The 26,019-nt window shown below is 68.7% G+C and carries 21 protein-coding genes, 1 tRNA gene, 1 pseudogene and 1 riboswitch; of the genes and pseudogenes, 14 read left to right on the top strand and 9 right to left on the bottom strand.

Annotated features, from left to right (window positions below):
• Together BLR03_RS19865 and BLR03_RS19860 are read left to right on the top strand one after the other, a co-directional pair.
• Positions 1 to 277 (top strand): annotated as a pseudogene (locus BLR03_RS19865) (IS982 family transposase); the annotation flags it as partial.
• Positions 278 to 451: 174 nt separating this feature from the next.
• Positions 452 to 1,612: a globin domain-containing protein gene (locus tag BLR03_RS19860; protein WP_091255912.1), complete on the top strand. Its 1,161-nt coding sequence runs from the start codon at positions 452 to 454 to the stop codon at positions 1,610 to 1,612.
• Positions 1,613 to 1,797: 185 nt separating this feature from the next.
• Here the strand turns inward: BLR03_RS19860 and BLR03_RS19855 are convergent, their stop codons facing one another.
• Entirely contained in the window at positions 1,798 to 3,633 is a 1,836-nt protein-coding gene (locus BLR03_RS19855; protein WP_091255910.1) for a phosphoenolpyruvate carboxykinase (GTP), read from the bottom strand.
• A 277-nt stretch (positions 3,634 to 3,910) separates the two neighbouring features.
• Here BLR03_RS19855 and BLR03_RS19850 point away from each other — a divergent pair.
• Positions 3,911 to 3,984, top strand: a tRNA-Arg gene (locus BLR03_RS19850).
• A 158-nt stretch (positions 3,985 to 4,142) separates the two neighbouring features.
• On the opposite strand, the gene BLR03_RS19845 is transcribed toward BLR03_RS19850, so the two are convergent.
• On the bottom strand, positions 4,143 to 4,886 hold the full coding sequence (locus BLR03_RS19845; protein WP_091255908.1) for a FadR/GntR family transcriptional regulator: 744 nt from the start codon (positions 4,884 to 4,886) through the stop codon (positions 4,143 to 4,145).
• A gap of 164 nt (positions 4,887 to 5,050) precedes the next feature.
• Here BLR03_RS19845 and BLR03_RS19840 point away from each other — a divergent pair, with 164 nt between their 5' ends.
• The 5 genes from BLR03_RS19840 (at position 5,051) to BLR03_RS19820 (ending at position 10,764) form a co-directional block, all read left to right on the top strand.
• Positions 5,051 to 6,556 (top strand): dihydrolipoyl dehydrogenase family protein, encoded by a 1,506-nt coding sequence (locus BLR03_RS19840; RefSeq protein ID WP_091255906.1) that lies wholly within the window; start codon positions 5,051 to 5,053, stop codon positions 6,554 to 6,556.
• Between the two features lie 104 nt (positions 6,557 to 6,660).
• Complete coding sequence (locus tag BLR03_RS19835; RefSeq protein ID WP_091255904.1) at positions 6,661 to 7,344, top strand: ABC transporter ATP-binding protein; 684 nt, start codon at positions 6,661 to 6,663, stop codon at positions 7,342 to 7,344.
• Entirely contained in the window at positions 7,341 to 9,413 is a 2,073-nt protein-coding gene (locus tag BLR03_RS19830) for a YhgE/Pip family protein (RefSeq protein ID WP_091255902.1), read from the top strand. Before BLR03_RS19835 ends, BLR03_RS19830 begins: the two co-directional genes overlap by 4 nt.
• Complete coding sequence (locus BLR03_RS19825; protein ID WP_091255900.1) at positions 9,410 to 10,072, top strand: TetR/AcrR family transcriptional regulator; 663 nt, start codon at positions 9,410 to 9,412, stop codon at positions 10,070 to 10,072. The genes BLR03_RS19830 and BLR03_RS19825 overlap by 4 nt, the downstream gene beginning before the upstream one ends.
• Before the next feature lie 8 nt (positions 10,073 to 10,080).
• Positions 10,081 to 10,764, top strand: coding sequence for a hypothetical protein (locus tag BLR03_RS19820; protein WP_139184613.1), 684 nt, complete (start codon positions 10,081 to 10,083; stop codon positions 10,762 to 10,764).
• A gap of 75 nt (positions 10,765 to 10,839) precedes the next feature.
• Here the strand turns inward: BLR03_RS19820 and BLR03_RS19815 are convergent, their stop codons facing one another.
• The 4 genes from BLR03_RS19815 to BLR03_RS19800 form a co-directional block, all read right to left on the bottom strand.
• On the bottom strand, positions 10,840 to 11,397 hold the full coding sequence (locus BLR03_RS19815; RefSeq protein ID WP_091255896.1) for a hypothetical protein: 558 nt from the start codon (positions 11,395 to 11,397) through the stop codon (positions 10,840 to 10,842).
• A 139-nt stretch (positions 11,398 to 11,536) separates the two neighbouring features.
• Positions 11,537 to 12,064: a SixA phosphatase family protein gene (locus tag BLR03_RS19810; protein ID WP_091255894.1), complete on the bottom strand. Its 528-nt coding sequence runs from the start codon at positions 12,062 to 12,064 to the stop codon at positions 11,537 to 11,539.
• Between the two features lie 100 nt (positions 12,065 to 12,164).
• Positions 12,165 to 13,028, bottom strand: a complete 864-nt coding sequence (locus BLR03_RS19805) for a winged helix-turn-helix domain-containing protein (protein WP_091255892.1) — start codon at positions 13,026 to 13,028, stop codon at positions 12,165 to 12,167.
• A 534-nt stretch (positions 13,029 to 13,562) separates the two neighbouring features.
• Positions 13,563 to 14,486, bottom strand: a complete 924-nt coding sequence (locus tag BLR03_RS19800; RefSeq protein WP_254788603.1) for a hypothetical protein — start codon at positions 14,484 to 14,486, stop codon at positions 13,563 to 13,565.
• A gap of 249 nt (positions 14,487 to 14,735) precedes the next feature.
• Here BLR03_RS19800 and BLR03_RS19795 point away from each other — a divergent pair, with 249 nt between their 5' ends.
• The 6 genes from BLR03_RS19795 to BLR03_RS19770 all read left to right on the top strand — a co-directional run bounded on the left by BLR03_RS19795 (position 14,736) and on the right by BLR03_RS19770 (position 24,154).
• Positions 14,736 to 15,476, top strand: a complete 741-nt coding sequence (locus BLR03_RS19795) for a response regulator transcription factor (protein ID WP_091255891.1) — start codon at positions 14,736 to 14,738, stop codon at positions 15,474 to 15,476.
• Between the two features lie 3 nt (positions 15,477 to 15,479).
• Positions 15,480 to 17,144, top strand: coding sequence for a sensor histidine kinase (locus BLR03_RS19790; RefSeq protein WP_091255889.1), 1,665 nt, complete (start codon positions 15,480 to 15,482; stop codon positions 17,142 to 17,144).
• A 179-nt stretch (positions 17,145 to 17,323) separates the two neighbouring features.
• Positions 17,324 to 17,481: riboswitch (cyclic di-AMP (ydaO/yuaA leader) on the top strand.
• A gap of 1 nt (position 17,482) precedes the next feature.
• Positions 17,483 to 18,286, top strand: a complete 804-nt coding sequence (locus BLR03_RS24130) for an aggregation-promoting factor C-terminal-like domain-containing protein (protein ID WP_139184612.1) — start codon at positions 17,483 to 17,485, stop codon at positions 18,284 to 18,286.
• A gap of 156 nt (positions 18,287 to 18,442) precedes the next feature.
• Entirely contained in the window at positions 18,443 to 19,927 is a 1,485-nt protein-coding gene (locus BLR03_RS19780; RefSeq protein ID WP_091255885.1) for a bifunctional glycosyltransferase family 2/GtrA family protein, read from the top strand.
• Positions 19,928 to 21,997: a glycosyltransferase family 39 protein gene (locus BLR03_RS19775; protein WP_091255884.1), complete on the top strand. Its 2,070-nt coding sequence runs from the start codon at positions 19,928 to 19,930 to the stop codon at positions 21,995 to 21,997. It abuts the gene before it with no gap.
• A 6-nt stretch (positions 21,998 to 22,003) separates the two neighbouring features.
• The gene (locus BLR03_RS19770; protein WP_091255882.1) at positions 22,004 to 24,154 is read left to right on the top strand and encodes an ArnT family glycosyltransferase; all 2,151 of its coding nucleotides are present in this window, start codon (positions 22,004 to 22,006) and stop codon (positions 24,152 to 24,154) included.
• Between the two features lie 27 nt (positions 24,155 to 24,181).
• Here the strand turns inward: BLR03_RS19770 and BLR03_RS19765 are convergent, their stop codons facing one another.
• The 3 genes from BLR03_RS19765 to upp form a co-directional block, all read right to left on the bottom strand.
• Positions 24,182 to 24,862 (bottom strand): HAD-IA family hydrolase, encoded by a 681-nt coding sequence (locus tag BLR03_RS19765; protein ID WP_091255880.1) that lies wholly within the window; start codon positions 24,860 to 24,862, stop codon positions 24,182 to 24,184.
• A 75-nt stretch (positions 24,863 to 24,937) separates the two neighbouring features.
• Complete coding sequence (locus BLR03_RS19760; RefSeq protein WP_091255879.1) at positions 24,938 to 25,315, bottom strand: VOC family protein; 378 nt, start codon at positions 25,313 to 25,315, stop codon at positions 24,938 to 24,940.
• Between the two features lie 60 nt (positions 25,316 to 25,375).
• On the bottom strand, positions 25,376 to 26,011 hold the full coding sequence (gene upp, locus BLR03_RS19755; RefSeq protein WP_091255877.1) for a uracil phosphoribosyltransferase: 636 nt from the start codon (positions 26,009 to 26,011) through the stop codon (positions 25,376 to 25,378).
• Positions 26,012 to 26,019 lie beyond the last annotated feature (8 nt).

Below are 26,019 nucleotides of genomic sequence, written 5' to 3'. Positions count from 1 at the left end.
ACAATTCATCACAGAAAATCTCGGCGCCACCCTGATCCGGCCCGACCGCAAAGACGAGAAGCACCGCTTCGGGAACTTCGGCGGCATCCGGCAATGGATCGAATCCGTCTTCGACACCCTCAAAGGTCAACTCACCCTTGAACAGCACGGCGGACGGACCCTCGCCGGGGTCTATGCCAGAGTCGCGGCCAGACTCTTCGCACTCGCCGCCGGTATCTGGCACAACTGGCACATCGACGCGCCCCGCAAACGCTCACTCATCGCCTACGACCACTAAACGAATACGGACTCACTCATCTAGTCCCGGACTTTAGCCACGGCCCTGAGCCCGCCCGATTTGCATCACTCTTCTACGGCATGTAGAACTGAGGTGTAAATACTCGCATTTCAAATATTAGTATTCACATCGCGGTCCGGTTGAAGACCCCGGGCCACTAACTCAGGAGTCAGCATGCTCTCGGACAAGTCCTTCCCGGTCATCGAGGCCACCCTGCCGCTGGTCGGTTCCCGCATCGGCGAGATCACCCCCAAGTTCTACGCCCGGCTCTTCGCCGCGCATCCGGAACTGCTGGACGGGCTCTTCAGCCGCTCGAACCAGCGCAACGGCAACCAGCAGCAGGCCCTGGCCGGAAGCATCGCCGCTTTCGCCACCCACCTGGTGAACAACCCAGGCACCCTGCCCGAGACCGTCCTGTCCCGCATCGCGCACCGCCACGCCTCCCTGGGCATCACCGAACCGCAGTACCAGGTGGTCTACGAGCACCTCTTCGCCGCCATCGCCGAGGACCTCGCCGAGGTCATCACCCCGGAAATCGCCGAGGCCTGGACCGAGGTCTACTGGCTCATGGCGGACGCGCTGATCAAGCTCGAGAAAGGCCTCTACGCCGCCCAGGCGAACGGCGAGATGTGGACCCCCTGGAAGGTTGCCGCCAAGACCCCCGCCGGCACCGGCTCCATGACCTTCACCCTGGAACCGGCCGACGACACCCCCATCACCGCGGCCCTCCCCGGCCAGTACGTCAGCGTCAAAGTCACCCTGCCGGACGGACTCCGCCAGGTCCGCCAGTACTCCCTCTCCGGCGACGCCGGCACCAGCCGCAGCTTCACCACGAAGCTCGACGACGGCGGCGAGGTCTCCCCCGTGCTGCACAACACCGTGGAGGTCGGCGACGTCATCGAAATCTCCAACCCCTATGGCGAAATCACGCTCAAGGAGGGCGACGGCCCCGTGGTCCTGGCCTCGGCCGGCATCGGCTGCACCCCCACGGCGTCCATCCTGCGCTCCCTCGCCGAGTCCGGCTCGGACCGCCAGGTCCTGGTCCTGCACGCGGAAAGCACCCTGGACAGCTGGGCGCTGCGCTCCCAGATGACCGACGACGTCGAACGCCTCGACGGCGCCGACCTCCAGCTCTGGCTCGAGCAGCCGGAAGCGGGGGCCAGGACCGGCTTCATGTCGCTGCGCGAAGTGGACCTGCCCGCCAACGCGTCCCTGTACCTGTGCGGCCCGCTGCCGTTCATGAAGAACATCCGCAACGAAGCCATCAACGCCGGCATCCCGGCCACGAAGATCCACTACGAGGTCTTCGGCCCGGACATCTGGCTCGCCAGCTAAGTCCCCACCGCCTCCCTAGCTTCGCTCCGCTCAGCCAGGAGACCCTCCCCGCCACCTCCCCAAACTCGCACGCTCGTTGGGGGTCTCTCGGCAGTGTGGGCCCAGGCGGCGGAGGCCTCTGTTAGACGACGGCGGCCCCGCACCTTTCGCAAGGTGCGGGGCCGCTGTTCGTTGGCCGGTACTTGTTACTGCTGGGCTGCCATGCGGGCCTTCAGGCCTTCCAGCTCGGTACGCAGGGCCTCCGGCAGGGAGTCGCCGAACTTGGCGTACCACTCTTCAATCGAGGCCAGCTCGGTGGCCCACTCCTGCGGGTCGACGCGGACGGCGTCTTCAACGTGGGCGTGGGTCAGGTCCAGGCCGGTGAGGTCCAGCGCGTGGCCGGCCGGCACGAACCCGATGGGCGTCTCGACGGCGTCGGCCTTGCCCTCGATGCGCTCGATGGCCCACTTGAGGACACGCGCGTTGTCGCCGAACCCGGGCCAGGCGAAGTCGCCGTCGGCCGTGCGGCGGAACCAGTTGACCAGGAAGATCTTGGGCAGCCGCGCCGGGTTGGCCTTGGACGAAACGCTGATCCAGTGCTTCAGGTAGTCGCCGGCGTCGTAGCCGATGAAGGGCAGCATGGCCATGGGATCCCGGCGGAGCACGCCCACCTGGCCCGCCGCCGCGGCCGTGGTCTCGGAGGACAGGGTGGAGCCCATGAAGATGCCGTTGGTCCAGCTGCGGGCCTCGGTCACCAGGGGAACCGTGGTCTTGCGGCGGCCGCCGAAGAGGATGGCGGAAAGCTCTACGCCGTCGGGGCTGTAGTACTCCTCGGCCAGCATGTCGATCTGGGAGATCGGGGTGCAGAAGCGCGAGTTCGGGTGGGCTGCGGGCTTGTCCGAATCAGGCGTCCAGGAGTTGCCCTGCCAGTCGGTCAGGTGCGCCGGGACCTCGTCGGTCATGCCTTCCCACCACACGCCGCCGTCGTCCGTGAGGGCCACATTGGTGAAGATGCTGTGGCCCTTGGCGATGGCGCGCATGGCGTTCGGGTTGGTGCCCCAGCCGGTGCCGGGGGCGACGCCGAACAGGCCCGCCTCCGGGTTGGTGGCGCGCAGTTCGCCTTCCTTGCCGATCCGCATCCAGGTGATGTCGTCGCCGAGGGTTTCGACTTCCCAGCCCTCGATGGTCGGATCCAGCAGGGCGAGGTTGGTCTTGCCGCAGGCGGAGGGGAAGGCGGCGGAGACGTAGTAGTTCTTCTTCTCCGGCGAGGTCAGCTTGAGGATGAGCATGTGCTCGGCCAGCCAGCCTTCGTCGCGGGCCATCACCGAGGCGATGCGCAGGGCGTAGCACTTCTTGCCGAGCAGGGCGTTGCCGCCGTAGCCGGAGCCGAAGGACCAGATGGAGCGCTCCTCCGGGAAGTGCACGATCCACTTGTCCGGGTTGCAGGGCCATGCGACGTCAGCCTGTCCCGGGGCCAGCGGTGCGCCCAGGGAGTGCAGTGCGGGGACGAAGAACGCGTTCGTGGCGGTGATCTTGTCCAGGACCTCGGTGCCGATGGTCGCCATGATGCGCATGGAGGCGACAACGTAGGCGCTGTCCGTGATCTCCACGCCGAACTTGGGGTCCTCGGCGTCCAGGTGGCCCATCACGAACGGGATGACGTACATGGTGCGGCCGCGCATGGAGCCGGCGAACAGGCCGCGCAGCTTCTCCTTCATCTCCGCCGGTGCCATCCAGTTGTTGGTGAACCCTGCATCGCGCTTGTTCTCGGAGCAGATGAAGGTCTGCTCTTCAACGCGCGCCACGTCGGCCGGGTCGGAGAAGGCTGCGAAGGACTTGGGGAACAGGTTCTCGTTCAGCCGGGTCAGGGTGCCCGCGGCAACGAGCTCATCGGTCAGCCGGGTGTTTTCCTCTTCCGAGCCGTCAACCCAGTAGATCCGGTCCGGCTGAGTCAGTTCAGCCACCTCTTCAACCCATGCCAGCAGACCGGCATGTGTGGTGGGTGCCTTTTCAAGCAACGGCAGTCGCGCCAGATCTCCCATTACGGTTCCCTTCCTCGGGTTCAGTGGTGTGTCCTAAATGCTAGGGCTCGCCAGGGTGCCGATTTTGGGCCCGGACATGGGATGACCAGGGCTGTGCGAATCAAAAACCGCGGAAATCCAAGGAAGTTGCCGGTGAACAGTAGCACTTTTTGTGACTAAGGTCACGTAGACCGGTCTAGTTGCCCAAATTACACCCGTTTCGATTTGTAACTGGGCCCGGGCTCGCGTAAAGTAATTCGAGGTTCGGGGAGCGAGAAGTTCCCCAAGAGCCGAGAATGCGCCCATAGCTCAGCTGGATAGAGCGTCTGTCTACGGAACAGAAGGTCAGGGGTTCGAATCCCTTTGGGCGCACAACAGAAGAAGATCCGCCCCGGTTCGCCGGGGCGGATCTTCTGTTTTAAGCTTCGGCCTCCAGTCCGCTAACCCTCGATTGCTCCATAACTGCCCTTCTGGCGGGTCAAAAGGGCGGCTACGGAGCAATCGACGCGGGTTGACGGCGAATCAGGCGGTCAGGCCGTTGTCTGGGCGATGATGCTGCGGATTCCATCGAAATGGCTGTTGAGCCGCTCGGCAGCGAGGACCTTATCCGCCGAGGCAACAGCCTCGTAGATCTCCCTGTGCAGCGCGGCGGTTTCATGAAGGTCCACCGCATACAGGCTGCCGACCTCGAGGTGGATCCGGCGGTAGACCTTCCAGAAAACGTCCATGAGACTGATCAGGAGTTCGTTGTTCAGCGGCTCGAACAGCCGGCGGTGGAACTCCGCGTCGGCTTCGATGAAGGGCTCCCCGGCAGCGGCCGAGGCTTCCATGCGCTCGACCGATTCCTCCACTGCGGCCAGCTGTTCGGGCGTGATCTTGTCCATCGCGGCACCGACCAGGCCGGATTCGAGCGCCTGCCGGACATCGACGAGCTGCATCGCTTCTTCGCCGTGGTGGCGCAGCGACAACCGCGCACGGAAAGTGAGGCCGTCGGTCAGTGCCTCGAAGTTGCTCGGGGCCACGAACATGCCAAAGCCGTGCCTGATCTCAATGACTCCCACCGCCTGGAGCGCCTTCAGCGATTCCCGCAGCGTATTGCGGCCGACGCCGAGAGCGGCGGTGAGCTCGCTCTCCGTGGGCAGCGGGTCCCCGGCAACAAGATCGCGTTCGAGGATCAGCTCCAGGATGTCCGTCTGAAGCGCCCGGAGCCGGGCCTGCGCACTGAACCTCGCCATCGGCAGGGTCTTGCCTGCTGTGATATTTCCTGCGGCCATCGCCGCCTCCTCCCCCAAGTATGGTCCCAACAGTATCGATGGTCCCCGGTCCTGCAAAGGGCTTTGCCCGGCACATTAAGCCGGGCCCCGGCCGCGACGGCGCCCGGAACGCCCGCCCCAGCGCCCGTCCCGAGCGCGCTAAGGCCCCGGCGTAGGCTGGTGCCATGACGTTACGGCTCGAGCGGGAATTCGATGTCATTGTGATCGGCGCGGGCGCCGTCGGGGAAAATGTGGCGGACCGCGTGGTCCGCGGCGGCCTGACGGCGGTGCTGATCGAGGCTGAGCTGGTGGGCGGCGAGTGTTCCTACTGGGCGTGTATGCCGTCGAAGGCGCTTCTGCGGCCGGGCACCGCCCTGCACGGCGCGCAGACCGTCCCCGGCGCCCTGGAGGCCGTCACCCGAACCCTGGATGTGGCCGCCGTCCTCAAGCGCCGGGACTACTTCACCTCGAACTGGCAGGACGACAGCCAAGTCAAATGGGTGGAAGACACCGGGATAGATCTGATCCGCGGCCACGGCTGGATCACCGCCCCGCGGCAGGTGGAGGTGGCCGGGCTGGACGGCAACAGCTACGCGCTCACAGCCCGGCACGCCGTGGTGGTCGCGACGGGATCCGCCCCCAACCAGCCACCGGTCGAGGGGCTGCAGGACATCGAATACTGGACCACGAGGGAGGCGACGTCCGCCCGCGAAGTTCCCGAGCGGCTCGCCGTGCTCGGCGGCGGGGTGGCCGGCGTCGAACTGGCCCAGGCCTACGCCCGCCTTGGCGCGGCCGTGACGCTCGTTGCCCGCGGCGCCCTCCTGGGCGCCTTCCCGGAGCAGGCCGCCGAACTGGTCGCTGCCGGACTGCGCGCCGACGGCGTCGACCTCCGCCTCCATACCGGTACACGCAGCGTCAGCGAGAACGACGACGGTTCCCTCACCGTCATGCTCGACGGCGGGTCCGGGGGCGGTACCAGCGCCGGCGCAGGGGCAGCCGCGGGTGCGAGCCTCACGGCCGACAAACTGCTGGTCACCACCGGCCGGCACCCCGCCCTCGAGGGGATCGGCCTGGACAGCGTCGGGATTTCCGCGCCGGAGGGCGGCCCGCTGCGGCTCACCACCGATGCCACCGGCCTAGTCCACCGCGCCGCAGAAAACGAGGCCTCCGGCACCCCGTGGCTCTACGCGGCAGGCGACGCCGCCGGACGGGCCATGCTGACGCACCAGGGCAAGTACGGCGCCCGGGCCACCGGCGACGCCATTGCCGCCCGGGCCAAGGGCGAGCTCACCGGCGAGCCGGCACCGTGGACCGGCTTTGCCCAGACGGCCTATGACCACGCGGTGCCGAACGTGGTGTTCACCGACCCCGAACTGGCGAACGTCGGCCGGACCAAGGCGCAGGCCGAGAAGGGCGGCTTCCGGGCCTCCACCGTGGAGCTTCCCATCCAGGTCTCCGGCTCCTCCCTGCATGCCGAAAACTACGAAGGGTGGGCGCAGCTGGTCATCGATGAGGACCGCAAAGTGCTGCTGGGCGCCACGTTCGCCGGCCCGGATGTTGCCGAACTCCTGCACGCGGCCACCATCGCGATCGTGGGGGAAGTGCCGCTGGACCGGCTCTGGCATGCCGTGCCCTCCTATCCGACGATCAGCGAGGTCTGGCTCCGCCTGCTGGAGGCCTACGGCCTCTGAACCTGCCGGCGCGTCTCGTTCATCACACCACCGGCATCTTATTTGAACTGACCGGTCAGTTTAGTTAGCCTTGGAGCAGACACCGTTTCTGCGAAAGGCACGCTTTGCTCTGCGTACAACAACTCTCCGTGACCGGCCGGCGGGATGACCTGCTGCCGCCGACCTCGCTGGAGGCCGCGCGCGGTGAACTCCTGCTCGTCGAAGGCCCCCGCCAAGACCAGAGGACGGCCCTCGCCCTGGCCCTGACCGGACGCATGAGGCCCTCGTCGGGGAACATCGGCTGGGACGGCAGCGGGCGGATCAAGGCGCTCCGGCAGGCCAGCAACGTGGTCGACTCCCCCGGCGTCAACGAGCCCGAGCAGCACCTGAGCGTCCGCGACCTCGTCACGGAGGACCTGTCCCTGATCCCGCGCCGCCACCGCGGTGCCCTGCGCAGCACCCCCTGGCTGAAGCTCAACAACTTCGAGGACATCGCCGGGCTCTGGACCGAGCAACTGCCGGCCGGCCGGCGGGTCGAACTGCTGACGGCGCTCGCCCTCGCCGATCCGGACACGGGCCTGCTCGTGATGGACTCGCCCGACCGGCACAGCGGCGACGCCTCCGACTGGCTGCCGCGGCTGATGGAACTGGCGCACGACGCCGGGCGGCGGCTCGCCGTCGTCGCTACCGTCACCCGCATTCCGGACGGCTGGACGGGGCCCGCCGCCGTGATCGGCAACGCGGTCCCCGAGCCCGACGAAACCCGCCCCGCCCATCCCCTTCTACCCGAAACCGAGGACGCAAAGTGACTGTGCTGCGGCTGGCCCGCTCCGAGCTCAAACGAATGACCGGCGGGCTGCTGCCCAAGCTGACCATCCTGGCCCTGGCCCTGGTCCCGCTGCTCTACGGCGCGGTGTACCTTTACGCGAACTGGGATCCGTACGGCAAGCTGAACCAGATCGATGCGGCCTTGGTGGTCGAGGACTCCGGCGCCGCGTCCGCCGACGGCACCCGGCTGGAGGCCGGCCGGAAGGTGGCCGAGAGCCTTGTGGACGGCCACGTCTTCAACTGGAAGACGGTCGCCAGCACCGCGGAAGCCGACCAGGGCGTCAGCAACGGCACCTACGCGTTTGCCCTGAAGATCCCGAAGGACTTTTCCGCGAACCTGGCCTCCCCCGGCAGCTTCGACGCCGGCCACCAGGCCATGCTCAATGTCACCACCAACGACGCCAACAACTACCTCCTGAGCACCATCGTGGACAAACTCACCACGGCCGTGCACACGACAGTGGCCAAGGAGGTGGGCGAGGAAACGGCCAACCAGCTACTGACCGGGTTCGGCACCATCCATACGCAGATGCTCAAGGCCTCCGACGGCGCAGGGCAACTGGCCGACGGCGTCGCCCGGCTCCATGACGGCACGGTGACCCTGCACCAAGGCACGGGCGAGCTCAAAAGCGGCGCCACCGAGCTCTACAACGGCGAAGTCAAGCTCCGGGACGGCGCCACTTCGCTGAGCGCCGGGGCGGCCCAGCTCAGCGGCGGCCTCACCCAGCTCAAGGACAAGACGGCAGCCCTGCCCGCCAACGCGCAGCAGCTGGCTGACGGCGCCGCCCAGGTGGCTGCCGGCAACGCCGCACTCAATACCGCGATGCAGGGCATCCCCGGCCAGCTCGCTGCCGCCAACCAGGCCGCGCAACAAGCCGCCGCGCAGGGCCAGCGGAGCCGGGTGGTGGCATCGACCGGCCACCTGGTCGCCGCCGGAGTCCTCACCCAGGAGCAGGCCGATGCGGTCGTGGCCGACGTCGACGCCACCCCGGCGCCGGCCGCGCCTTCGCCGGCTGCTGCCGCTTCCACCGCGAAACTGCAGGCTGCCGCCACCCAGGTCCAGAGACTCGCCGACGGTTCCGCCGCCGTCAGCGCCGGCGCCTCGCAGCTGGCCGGCGCGGCGCCCGCCCTCAGCGACGCCGTCGCCAAGGCCTCCGCCGGGGCGGACCAGCTCGCCAGCGGCTCCGCCACCCTCGCCGCTGGCCAGCAGAACGCCGTGGACGGCGCCGGCAAGCTCGTGCAGGGAGCCCAGAAACTCGACGACGGCGCGGCCCAGCTGGAGAGCGGCGCAGCCACGGCCTCCGACGGCGCGGGAACCCTCGCCGGGGAACTCGCCCAGGGCGCGGGCAAGGTTCCCAACCCGGACGACTCCCAGAAGGACAGCCTCTCCAAGGTCATGGCCGACCCCGTCGCGGTCAGCAATGTCTCGCAGGCCAAGGCCGGGTCCTACGGCGCCGGGCTGGCGCCGTTCTTCCTTACGCTGGCCCTGTGGATCGGCGTCTTCATGCTGGTCCAGGCCATGCGCCCGGTCACCCAGCGCGCGCTGGCCTCCAACGCGCCCGCCTGGAAGATCGCTGCGGGCGGCTGGCTTCCGTTCCTCGCGGTGTCCGCCGTCCAGGCAAGCCTGCTGACCCTCGTGGTGGACGTGGGTCTCGGACTGGACCCCGCGCACCCTGTGCTGATGTGGTTCCTCATGCTGGCGGCCGCGATGGCGTTTAGCGCCATCATCCAGGGCGTCGTGGCGCTGCTGGGCTCGCCCGGCAAGCTCGTGGTGCTCATCCTGCTGGTGCTGCAGCTGGTGTCGTCCGGCGGCACGTTCCCGTGGCAGACCACGCCCGAGCCCTTGCACGTCGTGCACCAGATCCTGCCCATGGGCTACGTGGTCAGCGGCATGCGGCACCTGATTTACGGGGCCGACCTCGCGATCATCCTGCCCACCATGCTCGGCCTGGTTGGCTACACTTTGCTGGGACTGGCCATGTCAACCGCGGCCGTCCGCAAGAACAAGTACTGGACCCTCAAGACGCTGAAACCGGAGATCGCCGTATGACCATCAGCCCGCGCGGCGGCAGCACGGCGGGCCCCGAGGAGCCCGAGAAGAAGCTCCGTCCCGGCCGCACCAACGCCACAAAGCAGAAGCTGTTCGAGGCGTCCATGGAACTGATCGGCGAACGGGGTGCGGCGGGCGTGACCGTCGACGAGATCGCCACGGCCGCCGGGGTGTCCAAGGGCACGGTGTATTACAACTTCGGCAGCAAGTCGGACCTCATTGCCCAGCTGCTGCGCCACGGCGTGGACATCCTCATGGCGCGGCTCCTGAGCGTCCGGGACGACTCCGCCGATCCCCTCGCCGCCATGGAGGAGATGATCGGCCAGGCCATGGACTTCATGGCCGAGTACCCGTCCTTCGCCCGGCTCTGGGTCAGCGAGAACTGGCGGACCCCCAGCGAATGGCAGGACACCTTCGCCGAGCTCCGCGGACGCCTGCTCGCCGTGATCGGCTCTGCCATCGACGGAGTCGCCGCCGTCTATCCCGTGGATCCCGCAGTGTCCCGCGGGAGCCTCGAAACGGCCATCTTCGGCGCCTGTTTCGTGGTGGGACTGGACCGCCACGCCTACAACCCGGAGCGGACCCGCGAGCAGAGTGTGGCCGCAATTATGGCCTCCATGCGCGGCTACGTCGTGAAGCAGCCGCCCGCTCAGGCATGATTATTCACATGCGTCACATGGGTATCAGCGGGAAGATCGCCATCGGAGCGTTTCTCGCCGCCCTGGCCCTCCTGGTCCTGACCGGGATCACCCTGAACGAGACCGTGTTCGTGTGGTTCCTCGGTGCGTCCGCAGCGGCCTATGTGGCCTGCGTGGCCGAGGTCGTGATCCGGCGCCGGCACAAGACCCTGGTGGCGAGCGGAGCCGGCAGCATCCTCTTCATCGCGTTCGGAATCGCCTTCCTGCGCCAGTGGGGCCTAGCGTTCAACCCGGACCCCAATGCCCTGTCCACGCGCGTCGATTCGGCGCACCCGGATTTGTATTTCTATCTGGCCGGCGCCGCCGGAGCCGTCACCTTGCTGCAGTTGTTCGCCGGTACCGCCCTCCCCGGCAGGAGCCGCGGCCGGCGCGTCCCCGGCCAGGCTCCGCGGCGCCGTCCGGCGCCGGTTTCACGGGGCGCGGGGGCCAGGACCGCCAGCCCGCGGCCGTCCGCGTCGCGGACGACGGGGCGGGGAACCACCGCACGTCCGGCGGCTGCGCGGCCGGCCGCCAAGTCCGCGGCGAAGGCACCCGCGAGGGTCCCCTCCGTCAAATCACCGGCGGCCAAATCACCGGTCCGGTCACCCGCAGCAAGAACACCCGCCAAGTCACCCAGTGCGAAAGCGCCCGCCCGGAACTCCGCCCGCCGCTAAGTACGCCGGCGCGGCCGGCGCACGCTTCCGGCCCTGGAATACCGGGCTCAGGAATGTGGGTTCCTGATTCCGGGCTCAGAGATTTCGCGGCTTGTCGTCCGGCGGGTTGGTATCCGTGGTGTGAGTCTGGGCCGTGTCGGCTTGCGTCACGTCGTCCGGGTTGCGCTCTTCACCGGAAACGCGCGCGCCGGGAACCGGCTCGCCGGCCGCTGGTTCACCGGAGACCGGCCCACCGGTGACCGGCTCGGCCCGCAAACTCCGCCGGGTGGGGGTCTCCGCTGACGCATCGTCGTGCTCGGACGTGACGACGTCGGGGTCCAGTTCGTCGGCCTTGCGCAGTTGCTCCTGCGCGCCAGAGCGGACTTTTTCGGCTTCTTCCTGGCGGCTGCGGGCTTCCAGCCGCAGGCGTTCGGCCTCAAGCTCGGCCTGCTGCGCGTCCGCCTCGGCCCGCGTCGCCTTGGCCTCGCGTTCGCGCGCCGTGAGCTCGTCGGCTTTGGCCTGTTCACGCATTTCAGCAGCGCGGTTCCGGTCCGCGGCGACTTTGCGCCTGCGGCTGACCATGACCGCGACCGCGACAATCGCCAGCACCACAACGATGCCGATGATAATTCCTATGAGCTGCCCTGAATCCACGTTGATCCACCTTTTCTCTGAGGTTGCCTTACCTGCCCCAAAACCATTGGAAAAACCACATCAGCAAACAGGAACAGTAAACCGCAGAATGCAGCCGGTAGCTATGGACTCCGGAATCATCGCCCGGGCAGCCGGGCGGTTATTTGGCGCGCGGAACCTTGAAATGGGTGAGCCGCGCGTCCTGCCCGTCCAGTTCGGCCCACGACTTCTCCGTTTCCAGCACGGTCAGCCCGCTGGTCGGATAACGGGTGGCGGCGTCCATGTACGCATCGTGATCGGAATCCCGGGACGCCAGATGCATGGCAAGATCCTGGACACCGGGCATGTGCGAAATCACCATGAGCGTGTTCACGGTATCCGGAACGTGGTTGATCACCGCCAGCATGCGCGAGGCGGACGCGGCGTACAGGCCGTCCTCAAGCTTCGGCGTCGGCGCTTTGTCACCGAGCGCGTGGCACACCCAGGTGCAGGTCTGACGGGTCCGGAGCGCGCTGGAGCAGAGAATGAAGTCGGGGACCACGTCGTGTTTGAGTAGCCACTTTCCGGCGACGGGAGCATCCCTGTGGCCGCGCTCTTCGAGCGGCCGTTCGTGATCGGCCACCCCGCCGGGCCAGTCGGACTTGGCGTGCCTCATGATCACCAGCCGTTTGATGTGATGCGCGCTCATGCCCCAATCCTAATGCGGCAGGCGCCGGGGGATCGTGCCGCGAAAGCGAAAGCGCCCGTCCCCGTAGTAGGAGGAACGGACGCTTTGCGTGAAGCCAAGGCTAGATCGAGTATTCCGGAGCGGCCCAGACGACGACCTCGGGGTGCTCGTAGAAGCGGTAGCCCTGGCCGCGGACGGTGCGGACCGTGTTGGCCAGGCGCCCGAGCTTGGAACGCAGGCGGCGGATGTGGACGTCGATGGTCCGCTCGTTGGGGACCTCTTCGGCGTTCCGCCACAGGCCTTCGAGAAGCTCGTCGCGGCCTACGGTGCGGGTGCCGTTCTCCACGAGGTAGTTCAGGAGCTCGAATTCCTTGAACGTCAGGTTCAGGGATTCGCCGTCGAGGTGTACCTCACGGCGGGCGAGATCGATCAACACGCCGGACGGCCGCGGATCCTGCGGCTGCTGCAGGCGGGCGGTCTCGGTACGCTGGCGGGCAGCGGCGGTGGGGTCGCCGAACGTCGAACGGACGACGTCGAGGGCGGAACCCGGGGCGCTGGCCGGCGCGACGGCGACGGCGGCGTAGCTTTCGGCGCCGGCAACAAGGGACTGGGCGTAGGCCCGGATCTCCTGGGCAAGCTTGGCGATCGAAGTGCCGGCGGCGGCCGCGGTTTCCTCGTCGATCCCCATGTACAGCACGAAGCCGCGGGCGACGTTGTCGCTGGGGGCCGGACGGACCGCGCTGCCGGCACCCGGAGCGATCACGGGAGTGGGTGCCGTGGCGGGGGCGGGCGGAACGGCGCGCAGCTGACCGTAGGAGTCAGGGTTGTAGCCCTGGGCTGCATATCCGGGGGCAGGGAAGGTGCCGGCGGAACCGGCGGGCGCGAATGCGGAGCGGCCACCAAAGCCCTGGCGGATCCCGGAGGTCTGGCCGGCCTTGCTGGCGTTACGGACGGAGATGTGGACGTATCCGGATGCAACTGACATGGAATGCTTACCTCAATGTGAATGGCCGTCATCGCGGCTCGAATGCTACTTTCCCCGCAATGAAAACTGGGGAGGGGCGCCCGACTCTGGGCTGGGGGGCGAATGCCTAGAAACTCTTGGGGTGTAAAAGTTAGGCGTGCATTCGACAACAGCGCATCTCGGTACCAGCGGGTGTGCTGACCCAGGAAGCTGCAGTTGCAGGTGCTGTTGAGTTCTTGTTCACAATTGAAGTGTGCAACGTAACAATGCGAACGTGCAAGTAACAATGGACCGCAGGTTCCACATAGTGAGACGAATTCCGGAAGTGTAGTGCAAATCACAATTTGGCGCACGTAATAAAATAACAAGCGTTTTTTTGACTCAGCGGTCGGCAAGCGCTTCACTCCGAATTATGTTCGACCAGAGTCGCTGAACCGCGGAAATCGTTCACAGCAGGTCGAATCGGCAAAACCCGGCGTTCCCGCCGTCGCAGTCCACAGAGTGGGCGTGTTGCCGGGCCCGTCGGACCCGGCAACAGGGGGCGCCCCGGCGGGGTCAGTTGGACTGGCCGGTGGAGGTCGCCGCCACCACCATGACGGACGTTGCAGTGTAGCCGGAGCCATCTTTGGCCGCTACGATCCGCACCGTCCCGCCGGCGACGATGTCCGTCACGCTCAGCTGGGTGCCCGTGCCGCCGCCTGCCTGCTGGCGCCGCTGTTGCAGATTGCTCACCACCACGTCACTACCCAGTGCATAGCTGCGCGTGAACCCGTCGCTGCTCTTAACCGTGACGGAGGACGCACTGACCTCGCTCACCGTCCCCATCTGCTCGGCCATGGTGACGTAGGCGCTTCCCTGCAGCACGACGTATTCAGCGTGCACGGCTGAGTTAAGCCCGCCCATTCCACCGGGCGCGAAGTTGCCTGGACCGCCCTGCCCGGACATTCCGCCGCCCGCGGCTCCGCCCTGAGCGGATCCCGGCATGCCCGGGGCGAAACCCTGGGCGCCGGAGCCCTGGCCGCCGGCTAGCCCGCCCGCCGTGCCAGCCGCTGCCGCAGAACTTGAGGTAAGGGCGTAGACGCCCGCCCCGGCGCCGACCGCCAGGACTGCTGCCGCCCCGGCGACGGCGAGGCCCCGCTTGAGCGTCCAGGGCTTGGCCACAGAGGCGTTTTTGGATCCGGCTCCGGGGGCACCCCAGCCGGCGGATGGAGGGGACGGCAGTTCCTGCCGGGGCATGCCCCAGGCCGGGGACGAGGCCGGAACGGTCGAATCGGCGGAGGGCGCGCCCCAGCCGGGGGTAGCGGCGTCGCCGCGCTGACCGGCGGGGTTCTGCGAGGCGTCGTAGTGCGAGGCGTCGTACGGCGGGGTGTCATGCTGCCACGCTGTTTGAGGCCCGACTCCCTGGGGCGTCGTGACGGGCGCGGGCGCCGTGGGTTCAGGAACTGGGCCGGAACCGGCTCCGGGATGCTGACCGCTCATGGTGTTTCTCCTTCAGGATGCGGATCGATGTTCACCCCAGAGTGCTGAGCGATCCTGTGCCTGCGCTGTGCGGGCCGACAGCCCCGCCTGTGACCTTCCGGCTGACCACAAGGCCGGGCGGCGACCCACACTTCCTCCAAAGCAGCCCGGACAGCCCCGGAAAGGCGTTCAGCTCGCTAGGCTGGGATTCACAGGTGCCGCACAGGGTCCCCAAAGCCCCGCCTAACCGGCAGATCGGAGAGTTGTCCCATGGCCACTTCGCACTCCATGACCAACAACCTTCCCCAGCTCACGCATCCGGACGGCTCCCCCATCCGCGCGCTGGTGGTGGACGATGAGCCCAGCCTCTCCGAGCTCATGAGCATGGGCCTGCGGATGGCCGGCTGGTCCGTGGCCGTGGCGGCCGACGGGCCCAGCGCGGTCCGGCTTGCCAAAGAGTTCCGCCCCGACGTGCTGGTGCTGGACGTGATGCTTCCCGGATTCGACGGCGTCGAGCTGCTCAGCCGGATCCGCGCCTTCGCGCCGGAGGTTCCGGCACTGTTCCTCACCGCCAAGGATGCCGTCCAGGACCGCATCACCGGCCTGGCGGCCGGCGGCGATGACTACGTCACGAAGCCGTTCAGCATGGAAGAGGTCCTGCTGCGCCTGCACCGGCTGGTCCAGCGCTCCGGGGTGGCCGCCATGGACACCGCCGAACTCGTGGTGGGCGACCTTGTGCTCAATGTCGATACCCGCGAAGTCACCCGGGCCGGCGAGGAGCTGCATCTGACCGCCACGCAGTTCGAACTGCTGCGCTACCTCATGGAGAACCCCAAGCGGGTGATCAGCAAGGCCCAGATCCTGGACCGGGTCTGGGACTATGACTTCGGCGGTCAGGCGAACATCGTGGAACTCTACATCTCGTACCTCCGCAAGAAGGTGGACGCCAACCACGTGCCCATGATCCACACGGTGCGCGGCGCCGGCTACGTCCTGAAGCCGGCGGACTGATCCGTGCCCACCCTTTCCGGCGTCACCCGCGTCCCCGGGCGCGACTGGCGCAACCCGTCCACGTGGCATTTGCGCACCCGGCTGGTCCTCGTTGCCATGGGGCTGCTCGTGGCCATCTGCGGCGCTGTGGGGCTGTTCAGCTATGCCTCCATGGACCTCTTCCTGACCCGGCAGCTCGATGACCAGCTCGGCGAAGCATCGCACCGCTCCAGCGAGTTCGGCCGGCCCGTCCCCGGCAGCTCGGGGGGCCGCCCCGACCCCCTCGAGGCCCGGGGGCAGGGCATCGGAACGCTCAACGCCCGCTTGGCGGACGGCGAGGTCAGCAGCGCCGGATTCCTGGCCGGGGACGCCACCCGCAAGAGCCTCTCCCCCGACGACAACGCCGTCCTCCTCACCCTGGCCCCGAACGGTGTGCCGGTGGACCGGACGCTCTCGGCCGGCGCGTACCGGCTCATGGCCGTGCGTGCACCGTATGGCGACGTGATTGTCACCGGCCTCCCGCTGGCGGAAAAGCAGGACACCCTGGCCTCGCTGGTGTGGACCATGGTGGTGGTGTCCGCAGGCGGGCTGGTGCTGATCGGCCTCGCCGGCACGGCGGTGATCCGGCGGACCATGAAGCCGCTGGAGCAGCTCTCCGAGGTGGCCACCAAGGTTTCCCGCCTCCCGCTGGACGCCGGCGAGGTGGCGCTCGGGGTGCGTGTCCCGGCGTCGGCCGCCCACCCCGGCACAGAAGTGGGCAGCGTGGGCTACGCGCTGAACCAGATGCTGGACAACGTCTCCAACGCCCTCGAGGCGCGGCAGGAAAGCGAGATGAAGGTGCGGCAGTTCGTCGCGGATGCCTCGCACGAACTCCGCACTCCGCTCACGGCGATCCGCGGTTACACGGAGCTGATGCGGATGACCGAGCATTTCACGCCCGACGGCGAGAAATCCCTGGCCCGTGTCCAAAGCCAATCCGAGCGGATGACCACCCTGGTGGAGGACCTGCTGCTGCTGGCGCGACTGGACGAGGGGCAGCCGCTCAAGGTCGCCGACGTCGACCTCACCCAGCTGGCCGTCGAGACCGTGAGCGATGAGAAGGTCATGGCCCCGGACCGGATCTGGCAGCTGGAACTGCCGGATGAGCCGGTGGTGGTGCGCGGCGATGCGGCCCAGCTTCACCAGGTCCTCGCCAATCTCCTGTCCAATGCGCGCAAGCACACGGAACCGGGGACCAAAGTGGTAACCGGCGTCATGCGTTCGGCGGACGGCAGCGCCGTGGTTACCGTGACGGACAACGGCAGCGGCATCGCCCCCGAATTCGTCGGCCGGGTCTTCGCCCGCTTCGCGCGGGCTGACGCGTCGCGCACCAATCCTGCGGCCAGTTCCGAAGCCAGCCCTGCGGCAGCGACGGCGGGGGCCCGGTCCGGGTCCGCTGCCCGCGGCGCTTCCGGCTCTTCCACCGGTCCTCTTTCCGGCTCTGTCTCCGGCAGATCCGGGGGTGCGGCCGGCAGCAATGGCAGTGGACATGCCACGGCGCCCGCACAGACGTCCGAGGGCACCAGCGGGCTGGGCTTGTCCATTGTCCAGTCGATCGTGGAAGCCCACGGGGGGACCGTCGAGGTCACGTCCCGGCCGGGCCGGACGGAGTTCGCTGTACGCCTCCCGGCCGTGCCGCCGTCGGCGTAACCGGCGCCGGGGCTACAGGTCGGCTACAGGAACCCGCGGGGGAATCTCGCGCAATGCGACACGCCGCCCCTGTGACTCCCGTTACCCAAATGTGACTTAAGTTCAGTAGTCCTGTACCGTTTTTCGAGTGCGGCCTCCATTTGTGCCGCATATCCGGATGGACGCCAAACTCTGCCGCTTCCCGGATTCCGCTGGACCAGGCAGAGGCGGGGGACCCAGAGTTCCCGGGCATTCTGCACACATGCGCCCTTGGGGTGAAGCCGACACGTGATATTCCGTGCGGCCGGATGACCTCATCCGAACCCGACAGCTAACTCCGCAGGCGTTGAGAGGCCATCATGACTGAATTCCAGGTACAAACGCGCCCTGACGGCGTTTCACATTCCCGCGCCGGCAAGTCGCGCCACCGTGCCGCACCGGCCCCGCAGGCATCCGTCCTGTCGCGGCTGGCCACCGGGCTCGGCATCACCGGACGCCGCGCCGCAGTGGTCACCGCCGCCTGCGCAGTACTGGTGGCTGGCGGCGCCGCCGCCAGCCAGGCCGCCGAGCCGGGCAGCTACGGGGCGACTGTTGCGAGCTCCCAAACGGCCACCATGGCCGATCCCCTGGCCAAGCTGAACTTTGAGCGGGTCCGGGTCGCCGCGCCGGCAGCTGCAGCGCCCAGCGGCGCGGTACCTCAGATCTCGGAGGTCAAGGCCACCGAAGCACCGGCACCCGCCCCCGCCGCTGCTGCCCCGGCCGCACCGGCCCCGGCGGCAGCCCCCGCGCCCGCTCCAGCAGCGGCCCCCGTTCCCGCAGCGGCTCCCGCGCCGGCACCGGCGCCGGTCGCCATCGACGACCCCGCCGGGGCACAGGCCTACGCCGCGGCCCAGCTGGGCAGCTATGGCTGGGCGCCCGGCGAGATGCAGTGCCTACAGAAGCTCTGGACCAAGGAATCGGACTGGAAGACGACTGCCACGAACGCCAGCAGCGGCGCCTACGGTGTGGTCCAGTCCCTGCCCGCCTCGAAGATGGCGAGCGCCGGCGCGGACTACATGACCAACTACCGGACCCAAATCAACTGGGGCCTGAACTACGTCAAGTCGCGCTACGGCTCCCCCTGTGGTGCACTGAACTTCCACCTGTCCCACAACTGGTACTAAGCCGGCATCACCAGCCAGCAGCGCCCAGGAGGCCCCGGATCCATAGCGATCCGGGGCCTCCTGCGCGCGTGCCCCGGCTGCACCGGGCCGGACTTCCACAGCCCCCGCACAGCTTGACCCTAAAGCCCTCATATGGGCCGCCGGGAAAGTTGAGGCATGACGTTCACAGACCAGGCCTCAGGAACCCTGCCACACTCCACGGCGACGCCGGCCGGTCCGGCAGCACCCGCCGCACCTTCCGGGCTTGCCGTGGCCGACGCGCCCGCCCCGGCCCGGTTCGGCGGGCCGCTCACCGCCGCCGGCGGCCGGCGCTCAGCTATTGACACACGCACCAGCACGCCGCTGCTGGACGTCACCATCCCGGTCTTCAACGAGGAGCGGGACCTCGAAGCGTGCCTGCGCCGGCTCCACGCCTATCTTCTTGGCTCCTTCCCGCACTCCTTCCGGATCACGGTGGCGGACAACGCCAGCACCGACGGAACGCTCAAGACGGCGGAGCGCGTGGCCCGCGAGTTCCGCGAGGTGTACGTGGTCCATATGGCCGAAAAAGGCCGAGGAAATGCGCTGCGCAAGGTATGGCTTGCCTCACCGTCGCCGCTCCTGGCATACATGGACGTGGACCTTTCCACCGATCTGGCGGCGCTCGGCCCCCTCCTTGCCCCGCTCATTTCGGGGCACTCCGACCTCGCGATCGGGACCCGGCTGGCCCGCAACTCGCGCGTGGTCCGCGGGCCGAAGCGGGAATTCATCTCGCGCAGCTACAACTTCCTGCTGCAGTCCTTCATGGGCGCCCACTTCAGCGACGCCCAGTGCGGCTTCAAGGCAATCCGCGCGGACGTAGCCCGGCAACTGCTCCCGCACACTTTGGACAACGCCTGGTTCTTCGACACCGAACTGCTGGTCCTGGCCGAAAAGTGCGGCCTGCGCGTCCACGAGGTCCCGGTGGACTGGACCGACGACCCGGATACCAGCGTGGACATCGTCCAGACCGCCATCGCGGACCTGCGCGGCATGGCACGGCTGAGCCGGGACCTGGTCTCGGGCCGGATCCCGGTTCCCGAACTGCGCGCCGCCCTCGCCCGCGGACCGCTTCCTGCTTCCTCGCGGGCCCAGGAACAAAGCCCCGGCGGAAGCCTCTTTGGACAGCTCGTCCGCTTCGGCAGCATCGGGGTGGCCTCCACCCTGGCATACCTGGTGATCTTCCTGCTCTGCCGCGGCATCATGGACCCGCAACTGGCAAATTTCCTCGCCTTGCTCACCACCGCCGTGGCCAATACCGCGGCTAACCGGCGTTTCACGTTCGGCATCCAGGGCAGCAGCCAGGCGGCACGCCACCACTTCGAGGGCCTGCTGGTCTTCGGGATCGGCCTGGCCCTGACCTCGGGCGCCCTCGCCCTGGTTCACAACGCATCAGGAGGGGCACCGGACCGCTGGCTTGAACTGGTCACCGTCACCGCCGCCAACCTCGCCGCCACAGCCGTCAAATTCCTGCTCTTCCGTCTGGTGGTGTTCCGTCACCGGCCCGTCACCGCAGTTCCCGGCAGCACCGGCACTCTTCCCGTGCCCGCCACCACCGCCGGCATTGCTCCAGCGCCCGCTGCCAACGATGCTTCCCTTTCCCGCACAGAAACGGCCCAGTAAATGACGTCAACCATTAGCCCCACCGCCGGAGCCCAGGCGGGCTCCCCCGCCGGCACGCCGGCACTCCAGGAATCCCCTGCCACGGCACTCGAGCCAGGCGGGACGGCGCCACAGCCGCCCGCATCCCGCCCGCCCGCATCCCGGAACCGTCGGGAACTCCTGGTGTTCGGACCGCAGCCCCACTGGGTGCGGCCCTCGGCAGCTCTGCTCCTGGCCATCACCGCCGTGTTGTACCTCTGGAACCTGGAAGCCACCGGCTACGCCAATTCCTTCTACGCCGCGGCGATCCAGGCCGGGACCAAGGACTGGACCGCGCTGCTGTTCGGCTCCCTCGACGCCGGGAACGCCATCACTGTGGACAAGCCGCCGGCCGCCCTGTGGATCCCGGCCCTCGCCGGGCGAATCTTCGGTTTCTCGGCACTGAGCATGCTCATTCCCCAGGCACTGATGGGAGTGGCCGCCGTCGCGCTTCTCTACCTGACCGTCAAGCGGGTGGCTGGGCCGGCCGCGGGCCTGCTGGCCGGCGGCGCCCTCGCGCTGACCCCCGTGGCCGCCCTCATGTTCCGGTTCAACAACCCGGACGCCATGCTTACCCTGTGCCTGGTGCTGGCCGCCTACCTCACCACCCGCGCCATCGAGAAGGCCAGCTGGAAATGGCTCGCCGCCGCCGGCGCGGTGATCGGCCTGGCGTTCCTGTCCAAGATGCTGCAGGGCTTCCTGATTGTGCCGGGACTGGCCCTGGCCTACCTGTGGGCGGCGCCCACCACCCTGGGCCGCCGGCTCCTGCACCTGCTGGCCGCAGCCGCGGGGATCGCCGTCGTGGCCGGAAGCTACATTGTCCTGTTCCAGCTGACCCCGGCCTCGGCCCGGCCGTACATGGCCGGTTCGGAGACCAACAGCTTCCTGGAACTCACGTTCGGGTACAACGGCCTGGGGCGGATCACCGGGTCCGGCGGAGGCATGCCCGGCGGAGGCAACATGGGCGGCAACGCCGGAGGCCCGGGCGGCAACGGTAACGTCGGCTTCGGTGGCGCGGCCGGGATCGCCCGGATGTTCGGGACCAGTTTCGGCGGCGAGGTGTCCTGGCTCCTGCCGGCGGCCCTGATCCTACTGGCCGCCGGGCTGTGGTTCACCCGGCGCGAGGCCCGGACGTCAAGGACCCGTGCGGCGCTCCTGCTGTGGGGCGGCTGGCTGGCGGTGACGGCCGGGATCTTCAGCTTCATGAGCGGCACCGTGCACCCGTACTACGCCGTGGCGCTGGCCCCCGCGGTCGCAGCCCTGGCGGGCATCGGCGCCGTGGAACTGTGGCGGGGCCTGGCCTACTGGCCCGCACGGATTGTCCTGGCCGTGACGGTACTGGCCACCTCAGTCTGGTCCGCCGTGCTCCTTGGCCGCGACCCGTCCTGGCTTCCCTGGCTCCGGGTGATCGTCGTGGTCCTGGGCGTCCTGGCGGCCGTGGCGCTGCTCCTGCGGGTGGACAGCCTCGCGGGGCTTCCGGCCCGGTTCCGCAAGGCCGCCACGGCCGGCGTCGTGGTTCTGTCCCTGCTCGCCGGCGGACTCGGCAGCACCGCATGGACGCTGGCAACGGTGGCCCAGCCGCACTCCGGTTCGATTCCCACGTCCGGGCCCACCGCGACCGCGATGGGCGGCGGCTTCGGGATTGCAGGCAGGGCATTCGGTGACCGCGTGAACGCCGACACCAGCGGCGCGCCCGGGGCGCTCGGCGGACCCGGCGAGGCAACGGCCCCGGCCGAGCTGACGACCCTGCTGAAGTCCTCCGGTGCCAAGTGGTCCGCGATTGTCTCCGGCGCCACCCAGGCCGCAAGCCTGGAACTCGCCACGGGCACCAGCGTGATCGCGCTCGGCGGCTGGAACGGCGGAGATCCCTACCCGACACTCGCGCAGTTCCAGGCGATGGTGGACCGCGGCGAGATCGGCTACTTCATCTCCGGCGGCATGGGCGGCATGGGCGGGGGCCGCGGCGGCAACTCCGAGGTCGCCGCTTGGGTCGAGGCCAACTTCCAGGCCCAGACCGTGGGCAACGCCACCGTCTACAAGCTGGGGGCATAGGGCGCCATGACTGACACCCTGAACCCCAGGACGGGCCGAACGCCGGGCCGCACGCCGGGACCGGAGGGGCCGCAAGCCCCGCACCTCCCACAGGTCCCGCCGCACCAGCAGCTCCCGAAGTCCCCGGTGTCGCCCGAGTCCCCGAAGTCCCCGGACTCGCCGGCACCCCGGGCGGCTGGCGCTGCACGCCGCGGCCCCGGAGCCTGGCGGCCGCGGCTGGAACTGACTGCCCTGCTGGTGGCCACGGCCGTGCTGAACCTGTGGAATCTGGGGGCCTCCGGCTGGGCCAACGCTTTTTACTCCGCCGCGGCCCAGGCCGGGTCACAGGACTGGACGGCCTGGTTCTTTGGCTCCTCTGACGCCGCCAACGCCATCACCGTGGACAAGCCGCCGGCGTCGCTGTGGGTGATGGGGCTCTCGGTGCGGCTCTTCGGGCTCAGCCCGTGGAGCATCCTCGTGCCGCAGGCGCTCATGGGGGTGGGCACGGTCTGGCTCGTGTACCTGGCCGTCCGCCGGGCCGCGGCCCCTGCCACGGCCGATCCCCGCCTGGCCCACCGGGCCGGGCTCCTGGCCGCTGCGGTCATGGCGCTGTCCCCGGTGGCGGTGCTGATGTTCCGCTTCAACAACCCCGACGCCCTGCTGGTGCTCCTGATGACCGCGGCCGCCTACGCCGTGTTGCGCTCCATCCAGGATGCGCGCCTGCGCTGGCTCCTGTTTGCGGGGGTTCTTCTGGGCTTCGGGTTCCTCACCAAGCAGCTGCAGGTCCTGCTGGTTGTGCCCGGCTTCTCTCTCGCCTACCTGCTCGCGGCGCCGGCCGGGCTGGGCAGGCGCATCGTTCACCTGCTCGGTGCGGGTGTGGCGATGGCCGCCGCGGCCGGGTGGTGGCTGGCCGCCGTCGAGCTCATTCCCGCGGCGGACCGCCCCTACATCGGCGGCTCGCAGAACAACTCGATCCTGGAACTGACCCTCGGCTACAACGGCCTGGGCCGGCTGAGCGGCGATGAAACCGGGAGCGTGGGCGGCAGCAACGGCTGGGGCACGCCCGGGCTGTTCCGGCTCTTGAACAGCGAGTTTGGCGGCCAGATCGCCTGGCTGCTGCCCTCGGTGCTGCTGCTCGGGGCGGGACTGCTGTGGCTGGGGCGCCGGGCGCCACGCACCGACGCCGTGCGGGCCTCAGTGATCATCTGGGGTTCCTGGGTGGCGGTCACCGGCCTGACGTTCAGCTTCATGGCCGGGATCATTCACCCGTATTACATGGTGGCGCTGGCTCCCGGGATCGCCGGGCTCGCCGGGCTGGGCAGCGTCCTGCTCTGGCAGCGGCGGGACCAGCCCGTGGCGGCGGCGGTGCTCGCCGCGGCGATCGCGGCGGCCGGGGCCATGGCCTCGGAGCTGCTGGGCCGCACGGCGACGTTCGTGCCGTGGTTGCGCTGGGTGGTGCTCCTGGGCGCGCTCGCCGCGGCGTGCCTGGTGCTGGCCGCCGCCGCCCCGGGATGTCAGCGGCTTGGATTTCAGGGGACCGGGGTCAAAGCGTCCGGCATGAAGGCGTCCAGGGCCATGGCGCGGACGACGGCGGCACTCGCGGTGGCCGCTGCCCTCGCCGGACCGCTGGCGTACTCGCTGTCCACCGCGGCCACCGCCCACAGCGGCTCGATCGTCAGCGCCGGACCGGCCGTGTCCGGCCGGGGCGGGGCCGGGATACCGGCGGCCTTCGGCGGCTTCGGCGGTCCAGCCGCGGGGAATGGCAACGGCACGTTCACGGGTACCGTCCGCGGCCCGGGGGTCGGCGGGGCGGGCGGCATGGGCGGCCTTCTGGGGGCCAGCACGCCGTCGGCGGCCCTGGTGACCGCGCTGCAGACGAACGCCGGCAAGTTCACGTGGGCTGCCGCCGTCGTCGGATCCAACAACGCCGCCGGCTACCAGCTGGCCACACAGCTCCCTGTGATGGCCGTCGGCGGGTTCAACGGCACGGACCCGGCGCCGATGCTGGCACAGTTCCAGCAGTACGTGGCCGACGGCAAGATCCACTACTTCATCGCCGGACGCATGATGCAGGGCGAAAGCGGATCCAATGACGCCGCCCGGATTGCCGCGTGGGTGCAAGACAATTTCACCGCCCAGACCGTGGGCGGGACCAGCGTGTACCAGCTGGCGCGGTAGGCCGTGGCGTCCGGACGGCGGCTCGTCCTAGAAGTTGAAGGACAGGGTGCGCACGCCAGCGACCGTGAAGTGCGTGGTCACGGCAACCTGGGAGTAGTCGGGGATGTGAAGCACGCCGTCGGGCAGCTCGCCGGCGTTCGGGCCCACCGCCACGGTCCGGATGCCGGCGGCGACTCCCGCGGCGATGCCCGCCGGGGCGTCCTCGAACACCACGGCGTCGGCCGGGTCCACGCCCAGCAGGGCGGCCGCCCGGAGGTATCCCTCGGGGTGCGGTTTGCCTCGGGCCACGTCCTCGGAGGTGACCGCGGCGGCCGGGATGCCGATCCCCGCGGCGGCCATCCGGACCTCGGCCAGGTCCCGTGAAGCTGACGTCACCAGCGCCACGGCATCCGGCGGCAGGCTCGCGAGCAGCTCCAGCGAGCCCGGCACCGGGACAATGCCGCGGGTCTCGGCCAGCTCCATCCGGCCCAGTTCCGCCGTGAGGGCGTGGATATCCGCGCCGGCCGGGGCGAACCTGCGGACCGTGTCCATCGCCTGGACTCCGTGGGAGGAACGCAGGATCTCCCCGACGTCGAGGCCGTAACGCCCGGCAAAGGTGGTCCATACCTGTTCCACGATGCTGGTGGAATCCACCAGTGTGCCGTCCATATCGAACAGGACGGCGCGGGCTGTCAGGGTCGTGGCACTGCGGCGGGAGGGAAGGCTCATGGTTCCATCCTGCCCCATGCCCCCGGTCTTAGGCTCTGCGGGGGCGCAGGCGTCACCGGGCGCAATGTGGCGGGATCAGCCGTTGGGCCGGCCGGGGATGTATTGCACGGCCCATTTGTTGCCGTCGGGGTCGGCGAAGTAGATGAAGTGTCCCCAGTCCTGGACGTCGATGTCGCTGACCTCCACGCCGTTGTCCTTGAGCTGCCGGTGGGCGGCCTGGATGTCGCTGACCACGAGCTGAAGGCTTGGCGCCGTGCCGGGCGGGGCGTCGTTGAGGCCCTCCCCGATCGCGATCGAGCAGCCGGAGCCCGGCGGCGTCAACTGGACGAACCGGATGCCCTCCATGGGGCGTTCGTCGTAGTCGGCGTTGAAGCCCACCTTGTTGACGTAGAAATCCTTCGCCCGGTCGACGTCGGACACGGGCACAAACACGAGTTCAAGTTTCCAGTCCATGGCGCACAGGCTAACGCGGGCCGCGGTAATGCGGAAGGGATCCCCCGCGGGGAGCGGATGCTAGCCGGCGATGCCGTAGAGGCGGTCTCCGGCGTCGCCCAGGCCGGGCACGATGTAGGACTTTTCGTTGAGCTTCTCGTCGATCGAGGCCAGAACAATGGTCACGTTGGCCTCGGACAGCTCTTCTTCCAGCTTGGCCAGGCCCTCGGGGGCGGCCAGGAGGCAGATGCAGGTGACGTCGGAGGCGCCGCGCTTGAAGAGGAACTTGATGGCCTCGCGCAGGGTTCCGCCGGTGGCCAGCATGGGGTCGAGGACGAAGATCTGGCGGTCCGTGAGGTCCTCCGGGAGCCGCTCGGCGTAGGTGATGATGTCCAGGGTCTCTTCGTCGCGGGCCATGCCCAGGAAGCCGACCTCAGCGGTGGGGACCAGTTTGGTCATGCCCTCGAGCATGCCGAGCCCGGCGCGCAGAATCGGGACCACCAGCGGGGTGGGCTTAGTGAACGCGGTGCCGATCGTGGTGCTGACGGGCGTCTCGATGGTCACCGGTTCGGTGCGGACATCGCGCGTGGCCTCATAGGCGAGGAGCGTCACAAGCTCTTCGGTGAGCTGGCGGAAGACCGGGGACGGGGTGTTCTTGTCCCGCAGAACGGTGAGCTTATGGGCGACCAGCGGGTGGTCCACAACGAGAGTGCGCATGGGTCAAA

This window comes from Arthrobacter sp. ok909 (assembly GCF_900104405.1).
Classification (GTDB): domain Bacteria; phylum Actinomycetota; class Actinomycetes; order Actinomycetales; family Micrococcaceae; genus Arthrobacter; species Arthrobacter humicola.
This window is presented reverse-complemented; position numbering and strand designations above follow the sequence as displayed.

What these genes read in the sequence shown, in the direction of transcription:
- BLR03_RS19860 (WP_091255912.1), top strand. Translation starts at nt 452, where the DNA reads ATGCTCTCGGACAAGTCCTTCCCGGTCATCGAGGCCACCCTGCCGCTG.
- BLR03_RS19855 (WP_091255910.1), bottom strand. Translation starts at nt 3,633, where the DNA reads ATGGGAGATCTGGCGCGACTGCCGTTGCTTGAAAAGGCACCCACCACA.
- BLR03_RS19845 (WP_091255908.1), bottom strand. Translation starts at nt 4,886, where the DNA reads ATGGCCGCAGGAAATATCACAGCAGGCAAGACCCTGCCGATGGCGAGG.
- BLR03_RS19840 (WP_091255906.1), top strand. Translation starts at nt 5,051, where the DNA reads ATGACGTTACGGCTCGAGCGGGAATTCGATGTCATTGTGATCGGCGCG.
- BLR03_RS19825 (WP_091255900.1), top strand. Translation starts at nt 9,410, where the DNA reads ATGACCATCAGCCCGCGCGGCGGCAGCACGGCGGGCCCCGAGGAGCCC.
- BLR03_RS19820 (WP_139184613.1), top strand. Translation starts at nt 10,081, where the DNA reads ATGCGTCACATGGGTATCAGCGGGAAGATCGCCATCGGAGCGTTTCTC.
- BLR03_RS19810 (WP_091255894.1), bottom strand. Translation starts at nt 12,064, where the DNA reads ATGAGCGCGCATCACATCAAACGGCTGGTGATCATGAGGCACGCCAAG.
- BLR03_RS19805 (WP_091255892.1), bottom strand. Translation starts at nt 13,028, where the DNA reads ATGTCAGTTGCATCCGGATACGTCCACATCTCCGTCCGTAACGCCAGC.
- BLR03_RS19800 (WP_254788603.1), bottom strand. Translation starts at nt 14,486, where the DNA reads ATGAGCGGTCAGCATCCCGGAGCCGGTTCCGGCCCAGTTCCTGAACCC.
- BLR03_RS19795 (WP_091255891.1), top strand. Translation starts at nt 14,736, where the DNA reads ATGGCCACTTCGCACTCCATGACCAACAACCTTCCCCAGCTCACGCAT.
- BLR03_RS24130 (WP_139184612.1), top strand. Translation starts at nt 17,483, where the DNA reads ATGACTGAATTCCAGGTACAAACGCGCCCTGACGGCGTTTCACATTCC.
- BLR03_RS19780 (WP_091255885.1), top strand. Translation starts at nt 18,443, where the DNA reads ATGACGTTCACAGACCAGGCCTCAGGAACCCTGCCACACTCCACGGCG.
- BLR03_RS19775 (WP_091255884.1), top strand. Translation starts at nt 19,928, where the DNA reads ATGACGTCAACCATTAGCCCCACCGCCGGAGCCCAGGCGGGCTCCCCC.
- BLR03_RS19770 (WP_091255882.1), top strand. Translation starts at nt 22,004, where the DNA reads ATGACTGACACCCTGAACCCCAGGACGGGCCGAACGCCGGGCCGCACG.
- BLR03_RS19765 (WP_091255880.1), bottom strand. Translation starts at nt 24,862, where the DNA reads ATGAGCCTTCCCTCCCGCCGCAGTGCCACGACCCTGACAGCCCGCGCC.
- BLR03_RS19760 (WP_091255879.1), bottom strand. Translation starts at nt 25,315, where the DNA reads ATGGACTGGAAACTTGAACTCGTGTTTGTGCCCGTGTCCGACGTCGAC.
- upp (WP_091255877.1), bottom strand. Translation starts at nt 26,011, where the DNA reads ATGCGCACTCTCGTTGTGGACCACCCGCTGGTCGCCCATAAGCTCACC.